This is a genomic window from Clostridium sp. AF21-20LB (assembly GCF_003478795.1).
GTDB classification, from domain to species: domain Bacteria; phylum Bacillota; class Clostridia; order Lachnospirales; family Lachnospiraceae; genus Otoolea; species Otoolea fessa.
In genome coordinates, this window is record NZ_QUGD01000041.1 from 1 (window position 1) to 8179 (window position 8179).

8 protein-coding genes and 3 pseudogenes are annotated in these 8179 nt (G+C 57.2%); all 11 read right to left on the bottom strand.

All coding sequences use genetic code 11. The features are described from left to right. Positions 1-150: DUF4316 domain-containing protein (locus DWX76_RS13255; protein ID WP_118570858.1), on the bottom strand; the 150-nt coding region annotated here is incomplete at its 3' end. Positions 151-162: 12 nt separating this feature from the next. Further along, complete coding sequence (locus DWX76_RS13260) at positions 163-753, bottom strand: hypothetical protein (RefSeq protein ID WP_227589686.1); 591 nt, start codon at positions 751-753, stop codon at positions 163-165. 132 nt (positions 754-885) lie between these two features. Then, positions 886-1286, bottom strand: a pseudogene (locus tag DWX76_RS13265) (cysteine-rich VLP protein). After that, the gene (locus DWX76_RS13270; protein ID WP_005927616.1) at positions 1287-1484 is read right to left on the bottom strand and encodes a hypothetical protein; all 198 of its coding nucleotides are present in this window, start codon (positions 1482-1484) and stop codon (positions 1287-1289) included. Then, the gene (locus DWX76_RS13275; protein ID WP_107001175.1) at positions 1481-2128 is read right to left on the bottom strand and encodes a DUF4366 domain-containing protein; all 648 of its coding nucleotides are present in this window, start codon (positions 2126-2128) and stop codon (positions 1481-1483) included. The genes DWX76_RS13270 and DWX76_RS13275 overlap by 4 nt, the downstream gene beginning before the upstream one ends. Beyond that, positions 2115-2381, bottom strand: coding sequence for a DUF4315 family protein (locus tag DWX76_RS13280; RefSeq protein WP_005927622.1), 267 nt, complete (start codon positions 2379-2381; stop codon positions 2115-2117). The genes DWX76_RS13275 and DWX76_RS13280 overlap by 14 nt, the downstream gene beginning before the upstream one ends. Before the next feature lie 22 nt (positions 2382-2403). Next, positions 2404-4070 (bottom strand): annotated as a pseudogene (locus tag DWX76_RS13285) (NlpC/P60 family protein). Positions 4071-4349: 279 nt separating this feature from the next. Then, positions 4350-6616: pseudogene (locus DWX76_RS13295) on the bottom strand (DUF87 domain-containing protein). Between the two features lie 79 nt (positions 6617-6695). Beyond that, complete coding sequence (locus tag DWX76_RS13300; protein ID WP_016306500.1) at positions 6696-7082, bottom strand: PrgI family protein; 387 nt, start codon at positions 7080-7082, stop codon at positions 6696-6698. A gap of 44 nt (positions 7083-7126) precedes the next feature. After that, complete coding sequence (locus tag DWX76_RS13305) at positions 7127-7780, bottom strand: DUF7007 domain-containing protein (protein WP_107001178.1); 654 nt, start codon at positions 7778-7780, stop codon at positions 7127-7129. Between the two features lie 9 nt (positions 7781-7789). Beyond that, positions 7790-8179 (bottom strand): SpoVG family protein (locus tag DWX76_RS13310; RefSeq protein ID WP_118524785.1); only part of this gene is annotated, 390 nt, incomplete at its 5' end.

An 8179-nucleotide genomic window follows, 5' to 3' on the forward strand; every position in this document is an offset into this window, starting at 1 on the left:
TTTGGGTTCCTTTACCTTATCCAGCGGTTTTGCGTCCAGCTCCGGGGGCGTGGGTTGGATGGGCGTGTTGTTGGGTACGCCGTCAATCATGTTGCAGTTCTGCTCCGTGGAGAGCTCGGCGGTTTTCAGATAGTTGTCTTTTTCGTGCATGGCGATCCTCCTTTATCGTTCCTCATGGTTTTTATGGCTCCGCTTCTGGCCGGGCTCCTTCGGGGGTTCCTGCCCTCTGGTTCCTTCTTTGAGCCGGGCGGTAATGGATGAGCGCACCCGGTCAGGATTGCCCGGTGCTGGTTTCAGTTCATAATCCTCCATTTGCTTTTCGGTCAGCGGCTTTGTGTAGGTCAGTTCGCCCCATGCCATCAGCCTGCCGTCTGCCACAGGACGCCGCCTGTCATCGTCGTAGTTGACAATGGAAAGAGGCTGGTTATCCGGCGGCTTCGGGTAAGTTCCTATGTCCACGGGCCGCTGGGTGGAATAATAGCGGTAAACGCCTTCCGGTCCCAGCTCGGTATGCTTGACCGCCGCATGGTAAAGCTGCTGATAATCGTCCACCCGGCGGTCAAAATCCCGCTGCGCCCATGCCTGGCTGTTTCCATAGCGGCCCCAGTAGTAATCCCGATGGCCGTTTTCCCCCTCGGTAAACTGCCAGGTCACAAAGGGGCTCGGCGCTCCCGGATTATGCCCAAGCGCAAAGCCGTGTCCAGTTTCAAAGGTGGCAGCTTTCAAAATCACATATCCTTGTACTGTCTCCAAGAGATCCCTCCTTTCTGTGCCTCGGGCCAACATGACCCGAAGTGCTGGATGTTACGAAATAAGAGGGCAGACCGGGGAGGAATGTAATAAGATATTCCCACCCCGGAAACACCCTCAAAAAAGCCCGGAATGTCAAGCCTTTGGAGGCGGCAAATCGTAACAGCCGCCCGGCCTTTTCTCCCGCATTTTCCTCATGCGTTCCCGGCTTTTCCGGCGGTTCCCTTCGGCCTTGCAGGCGTCGGAACAGTAGCTTGACGCCCCTCGGGCAAAAACGCCTTTCCGCAGACCGCACAGGCCCGCAGCTCCGGGGAGATGCCTTCCGTTGTCAGCGACGCTTGAAGCTCCGGGTTAAGAGGCAGGACAGCCTCACGGAAATAACGGCAGTACGCCCCTGTCCAGCACTTGTGCAGCATATAGCAGGCACAGTCAAGAGGAAGGCACAGGCCGCTTTCCCGGTCATAGTTGGCGCACATCCCCGTGACCAGAGTGCGGATTTTCTTCTTCTCGTCACGGGTCAGCTCCCGGGCGTCCATTTATGACTTCGGGCCACGATGGCCCGAAGGGCGGGGCTCCACGATCAGCGCCCGGAACTTCTTCCGGCACTGTTTTTTCTTTCCTTTGCACTCCTTGTAGTAACGGCATCCCTTACAAGGATCGTCATTGTCCCAGCCGGGGTGCGGTACTTCCTTCATCATTCGTTCAAAAGGGCTGCTTGTAAAATTCATTCTCATTCCTCCGTATCTTCCTCCCACGGCGGGGTATCTTCGTCCTCGGGTTCCTCTGCGATCTCCTCCAGCTCCCCGTCCTCATATTCGCAGTAATCATCCTCCAAATCCGGGGCCTCATGCTTCGGCTTGTAAATCTTGAAATAGTAACCAATCCCACCGCCGGCCAGCACCACCGCACCGATCAGGAGCAGAGAGAGAAGGGGGCTGTCCTTTTTCTCCGGCTCGGGTTCCGGTACTTCCTCCACAGGTTCGGTGGGCTTTGGCTCTGGCTCCGGGGTCACTTCTTGGGGCGGTTCCTTACCCTGTTCGGCAAGAGGCAGAAGGTCGTCTGTGGTAACGGTATTGAGGAAATAGACGTTCTCGCTGGTTTTCTGTTTGTCGATCACCAGATAAAACACGCTCTCGTCTGCGGTGGTGATGGTGTAGAACTCTTTACCGTCCTCGTCGGTGGCGTTGTCCACCACGGTTCCCGTCCCGTCCGGGGTAAAGGGGTTCTGGGTTTCCGGCTCCGCTTCGGTTTCCACCGGGGCGGGAGCTGTCTCCGGCTGCGGCTCGCTGCTCTGGGCGTAGGCCGGGACCGTAAAGATCAGGCAACACAAAAGGCTGGCAGCCATCGCCGCCAGCCTGCGGTATTTAGTTTTCTTCATGGGCTGTGTCCTCCTTTTCGGGTGCCTCCGGCTTCGGGTCAGTATGGCCCGAAGCGGTAAGGCTGTTTTTGGGGTCATTCAAAAAAGCCATAAGCTGGGCGGGGGTCAGTTTGAGCGAGCGCACCGCCTGCACGATCTGGCTGTTTTCTTCCTCCTGTTTCTGCTTTTCCAGCTCCCGGATTTTGGCCTGCCACTCGGCTGCCTTCTCCCGGGCTTTTTCCAGTTCCTTATCGAGCTTGTCGATCTTGTTCATGCAAGGACTCCTTTCCTCTGGCTCACAAACGCCCGAAGGCATAGAAATGTGTCTGCCAGTAGCTTGAATTGATGTTTGCGTATTGGATGGGCGAACCACAATGAAGCATCATCCCGTCGCCCACATAAATCCCCACATGGGACACAGGGCCGGGGCTGTCATAGGTTCCCGTGAAAAAGATAATGTCGCCGGGCTTTGCCTCGGAGGGAGAAATGATAGCGCACTGGTTGTAAATGCCCTGCGCCGTGGTACGGGGCAGGTTGTGGACGCCGCTGGCCGTGTACACCCAGCAGACAAAGCCCGAACAGTCAAAGGAGGTGGACGGGCTGGAGCCGCCCCACACATAGGGCCAGCCGATATACTTTGTGGCTTCTTCCATGAGCGCCGCAAAAGCCGGGTCATCCAGCGCCTCGCCGGGTATCTCATAGCTGGGGCCGGTATCTTCGCCGCCGTTGTAAATCCCTTCCCACAGATAGGGCTTGTTGCCTTTGAGCTGCTGCATAACGGTGTAGATTTCCCGCTGCTGTTCGTTAAGCCTCGGCAGGATCACGGCAGGCAGCGTCTTGTTTGTGAGGGTCACATTTAAGATGTAATACTCATAGGGGACTTCCTCGGTGGTGGTTTCCCCTGTCTCCGGGTCGGTGCTGGTTTCGGTGCGGTAGCGTATCTCGACTTCCTCCGTCAAGGTCAGTTCATACTGTGCCTCAAAGATCTCCCGCAGCTCGTCCTGCACCTGTTCCCGGAAATACACATGGTACTTTGCCGAGAGATAGGACGCCAGCTCATAGGGGTTATGGCCGATCTCGTCCACGGAATAGCGGTACTCGTCATAGCCGGGATGGGTGCTTTCGATGTTTGCCACCGTCTGCGCCAGCTCGTTTTCCAGCGCCGTGTAGTCCTCGTCTACGCCCAGCAGGTCCGTATCCTCCGAGGCGTAGGAGGTGCCGGATAACGCATTGGCAAGGCCGCTGCCAAGCGTGGGGAAGATGGAGCTTACCGCCGACACAAGAAAACAGAGCAGCAACAGCAGGAGCAGGACCAGCACCGCCACGGGATGACGGGTCACAAACTGCGCCGCCCGCCGGGTCGCAGTTCCCGAAGCGGCAGCGGTTTTCTTTGCGGCCTTTGCGCCCTGTTTTGCAGCCGCCTTTGCTTCTTTGGAATACCGGCGTTTCAGTTTCCATTTCTGCTGCACACGGGAAAGCGGATTGCTGGCAAGCTCCGGGTGCTCGGAGGCCATCTTCTGAAAATCCATATTGGCCCGGGCTTTTATGTCCTTCCGTTCCCACTTTGCCACCTTCCGGGCCGGGTGTTCCTGCCAGCGGCGTTTGGCATACCGGGTCAGTTTCCGGGCTCCGGCCTCGGCCACAAGTTCCGACTTATGGGCTCCTTCCACACCCACATTTTCATGCTCGACTTCGTGGATCTTGTTGTGGACATAGAACCATGCTTCTGTACGGGCTCCCCGGACTGCCTTTTTTGCAAGCCCCGGCGGTTTCTTCGCTGCCCGTTTTGCCTCGGTCTTGTCCAGTTTCTCCCGAGCCTTTCCCAGCTTTTTCCCGGCGTGTTCCGCTTTTGCCTGTGCTTTCTGGTACTTGTCCTTTTTGCTCCCGGCATTCTCTGCGGAGCCTCCGGCTCCTGTGCCTTGCTGGTATCCTGCGGCCCGCCCGCTTCATCCTCCTGCCTCATGCGGTCAGAGGGACGGCTTTTGCGGCTGTCCTCTTGAAACTTGCCGCTTTTGGACTTCGGGCCATCGTGGCCCGAAGGGCTGTCCTGCCCGGTATCCTCGTCCTCAAACCGCAGGCGTCGGGATGGTGCAGGGGAAGGCCCTTCCCGTTCCGCCGGTCCGGGGCGATTGCCCCCGGTATCCTCCGTCGGCCCCGGCCTTTGAAAACTCCGTTTGTCCGGTTTCTTTCCGATGATGTATCCCTCCTTTCCAAACCTCGGGCCAGCATGGCCCGAAGTGTGTTATGCCCGGTTCATTTCCTGTTTTTTGTCCTCCGGGCGGGTGGTCATAATGGCGTACAGCTCGGTGTTCTGCGGGAAGCGGTCAACAAACGGGATGGTGGTGTTCCCGAAGAACAGCAGCCCTTCGCCGGAATTGGTATGGGTCACATAGGAAAGCTGGTGGGGGCTGATCCCAAGCTGTTTGGCTAAAATCTGCCGGTCCCCCTGTGCCTGCGAGAGCAGCACAAGGAAGTCCGAGTTTTCAAAGATGTTCTCGATCTCCGGGCTTGCCAGAAAATCCTTTACGTTCTGCGTTAAAGCACTCGGAACGCACCCTTTTTTCCGCAGCATTTTCCAGATCGCTACACAATAGCTTGCCGTCAGACGGTCACGGAGCAGCACATGAAATTCGTCAAAGTAGCACCATGTAGCGATACCGCGGAGGAAATTCATGGACACCTGCGAGTTTACCAAGTCCTGCATAATGAGCATGGCAATCGTCCGAAGCCCGGCTCCCAGCTTTTTTAAGTCAAGGCATACCAGACGGCGGTTTAAGTCCACGTTGGTTTCATGGTTGAACACGTTAAGGGAACCGGACACATAGATTTCAAGAGCCGTCGCCAGCCGCACCGCCTCGCCCTCCGGCTGGGAACAGAGCAGGTCATACAGGGTTTGGAGGGTCGGCATTTTGCTTGTTTCCGGGTCCTGCAAGTGTTCCCGGTACATCTGGCGCACACAGCGGTCAATGACGGTACGCTCCACCGGCTGCAAGCCGTCCTTGCCGCCAACGATCAGCTCCATCAGCGACAGGATAAAGTCGGCTTTCAGCGCCATCGGGTTTTCCTCGTCGAAGCTCAAATCAATGTCCATCGGATTGATGTGGTGGGGGCTGTCCGGGGCGATCTCGATGACCTGTCCGCCCAGCCGCCTGATAAGGGGCGAATATTCGCCCATCGGGTCCACCACGATAATGCGGTCTTTTGTGGCAAGGAACACATTCACAAGCTCCCGCTTTGCGGCAAAGGATTTGCCGGAGCCAGGCACGCCGAGGAACAGGCCGTTGGGGTTTTTGAGCTTTTTCCGGTTCGCCATGATGACGTTATGGGAAAGTGCGTTGAGCCCGTAATAGACGCTTCGCCATCCATGCGGAGCTCCTGCGTCATAAAGGGAACGAAAATGGCCGTGGAGCTGGTCGTCATGCCGCGCTTGATCTCAATGCCGTTATGGCCCAGCGGAAGGCTGGAAAGAAAACCGTCCTCCTGCTGGAAGTCCAGCCGCTTCAAGGTGCAGTTGTATTTCTGGACGATACCGGACACCGTGAACAGGTCATTGTCCAGCTCCCGGCGGGTCGGAGCCATGTTTACCACAAGGAAGGTCAGCAGGAACATTCTTTCATTCCGGCTCTGTAAATCTTCCAGAAGGGTCTTTGCGTCGTTGCTGTATGTTACGAGGTCGGGCGGAAGTATGTCCATGTCGTACCCTGACCGGGCTGCCTTCTTTTGTTCCTCCACCTTCATCTTGTCAATGTCGGAGACTTTGGCCTTGATGGATTTTACGGCGGCGGCCTGATCAACGGTCTGGATATGGAGGGTGATGGTCATTTCCGCATCCATTTCCAAAAGCTCCGCCAGCAGCTTGTCCGAGAGCTCCGAGGCCAAAATCTGCAAGTAGGAGGCAGCGCCCCAAGTCGTCCCCACCCGGAACAGTCGGCTGAAACGAAAATCGAAACTGTCCGGGGCGATAAAGTCTTTGGTGGAAAGCCCGGTTTTGGGGATCATATCCCATGAAAACCGGAAGGGGGAGCCGCTGCCGGGGTGGAGCTGCCCGTGAAGAAGCTCCAGCCGTTCCAGCCCTGAAAGGGAGCGGCACTTGACGCCCAGCTTTTTGAAGTTCCCGCAAATGTCCGCCTCTACACGTTCCAGCCTTGCCCTGGCGGTGGAAAGGTCGTCCACGTTCACGCCGAAGGTCAGGAGCTTTGTGCGGACAATGCCGTTGTTGCTTTTGGCGATCTGGTTTTCCAGCATTTCCACATACTCACACCGGACGCTGTTGTAATCGTCATCCTGCATGGGGATGTTCACGCTGTACCGGCTGCCCGGGCGGCTTCGGTGGTTGAGGAAGGAAAGCTGGAACGGAAGGCTGCTGTCAAAGTAGTTGAGGCAGGCGCTCCACCCGTCAAAGATGGCCGCCTGATCTTCGGACTGTGCGAGCTGGTAGTTGATGTCCTCGTATTCAATGGTTTTGGTGTAATAGCGGTCCGTTACCCGGCACACCCCATCCCGGTACATTTCCCGGTAAGGGAGGGTCTGCTGGGCGGTGGTGGGAATGTTCTTTCCCTTTGTGAACAGGCCGGTAAGGCCCTGCTTTTCAGGCTTTCTGCCTGCGGGCTTTCCGGCCCTTCTGCTGTTTTGCAATCGGCTGCGCCTCCTTTCTGGCGCTAAGCAGCGCATAGAAGTTTTCGGTTTTGTAAGGCCGCACCCGGGGATAGAGGAACCGGGTGCGGATGATGTTTTTCAGCACTTTTTCCAATGGCAGGCCGTCCCGCTCATACATAGCCAGAAAGAAGAACGGGAGCATGAGGCCGATCATTAGGAACATGGCGGCGCTGTTCCCGATACTGTCACGGGAAAGCAGGTAGGCCGGGAGCCCCACCGCCGCTGCGCCGGAAAAACAAACAAGCTGGCGCTTCGTCAGATTGAAGGCCAGCTTTGTCTTAATTTTGGAAAGGTCTTTTGGTACTGGCACATAGGCCATTTGGGTACACCTCCTTTACTGCTTCGGGCCAGCATGGCCCGAGGTCATCTTGCGGCCTCTTTGGCCGGGGCTGTACTGCGGGCGGCTTCGGCGGCCTTACGTCCGCTCTGCCTTGCCCGCCAGTATTCGGGATTATACTGCCGGATGGACTGGTTGAGGTTTTCTTCAAACTGCCCTTTGTCCTTAATGCGGTCAGGTATGTTCCACAGCTTTTTGTCCAACAGTTCCCGGAGCACCACACTTTCCTGCGCGTCCTCCTCATAGCAGATATAGCCCTTATCCTTGAAGCCGCACTTTTTCGCTGCTGGGGAGAGGACGGCGGCTACCTCGTTTGCCACCATCGTTCCGCCGTGGCTGGCGGTAGATACCAGAAACACCCCTGGACAGAGGGTTTCACAGCTCTGCACATCACCCCACGGGGAACTTTTCGGCGCATGGAACATTCCGCCCGTCCGGCTCCGGTCCGCCTGCATGAGCGCCGCCTTTTCCAATATGGCGCGAAGTTCCGGGGAAAAGTAGGCGTATTCCCGCAGGACACGGGCGGCCTCCCCGCCGCAGGCGTTCATCAACAGGGTATAGGCATCGCTGTCCGCTTTGGTACAGCGGCCCAGCAGTTTTCCGTCGTAATAGCAGGCCGCGTCATAGCCCGTCCGTTTGCGTGGCATGGTTCCCGCCTCCTTTCTGCTTCGGGCCAGCATGGCCCGAGGTCAACGCTCTGCGCTGCGGCTGGGCTTTTCCTTCGGAGGCCGTTCTGCCTTTGCCTGTTCGGCAGCCGCTTTTCCGGCTTTGAGCTGGTCGCTGATGGATGCACGCCCCACAGAGCCACGCTCCGCCATCTGTTCCAGCTTTGCCTCATAGGCTTGCAGAACAGCGGTGTTGAGCTGTTCTCGGAACTCCTTTGTGACAGGGTAGGCCATATCCCGGTAGCCGCCTTTGCCGTCTGGCTGGCTGGGCATCCCAAGAAAGAGCCCCTTGCTGCCCTGTACGATTTTCAGATTTTCCACCACAAAGCAGTCATTGAATTTCACGCTGGCAAAGCCCATGAGGTTTTTCACAGGTTCGATGACCCGCACGCTTACATCCAGCTTTATAGGGGC

Excerpts from the sequence above, each read along its gene's own strand:
- DWX76_RS13270 (WP_005927616.1), bottom strand. The coding sequence starts at position 1,484 with ATGAGAATGAATTTTACAAGCAGCCCTTTTGAACGAATGATGAAGGAA.
- DWX76_RS13275 (WP_107001175.1), bottom strand. The coding sequence starts at position 2,128 with ATGAAGAAAACTAAATACCGCAGGCTGGCGGCGATGGCTGCCAGCCTT.
- DWX76_RS13280 (WP_005927622.1), bottom strand. The coding sequence starts at position 2,381 with ATGAACAAGATCGACAAGCTCGATAAGGAACTGGAAAAAGCCCGGGAG.
- DWX76_RS13300 (WP_016306500.1), bottom strand. The coding sequence starts at position 7,082 with ATGGCCTATGTGCCAGTACCAAAAGACCTTTCCAAAATTAAGACAAAG.
- DWX76_RS13305 (WP_107001178.1), bottom strand. The coding sequence starts at position 7,780 with ATGCTGGCCCGAAGCAGAAAGGAGGCGGGAACCATGCCACGCAAACGG.